Origin of the sequence: Vibrio sp. 1180_3 (assembly GCF_029478545.1) — a bacterium.
In the GTDB taxonomy this organism is placed as follows: Bacteria; Pseudomonadota; Gammaproteobacteria; order Enterobacterales; family Vibrionaceae; genus Vibrio; species Vibrio aestuarianus.
In genome coordinates, this window is sequence record NZ_SJFM01000302.1 from 1 (window position 1) to 246 (window position 246).

1 protein-coding gene is annotated in these 246 nt (G+C 43.5%); it reads right to left on the bottom strand.

Features of this window, described 5'->3' with window-relative positions:
• Positions 1 to 7: 7 nt before the first annotated feature.
• Positions 8 to 246: hypothetical protein (locus EYW48_RS21920; RefSeq protein ID WP_277433126.1), on the bottom strand; the 239-nt coding region annotated here is incomplete at its 5' end.

Genomic DNA, 246 nt, shown 5'->3' on the forward strand with positions numbered 1-246 from the left:
CAGCTAACTAGGCGTTTAAGACGGATTCCCAACGCTTGGGAGTTTCGGCTCTAGGTTGAGTTCTGTGTTTAAGGTGCAATGGTTTAGGATTGTGGTCGCGTTGCTCACCACTTAACGCAGCGTTATGTGTTTGATGAGTTTTTAAGGTCAAAGCTACGATTTCATTGATAATTCGTTTCGTGTTTTCGGCAAGTTGGCTTGGTCGAAATGGATTCTGAACAACCTGAGATTGATCGTTTTCAAGGT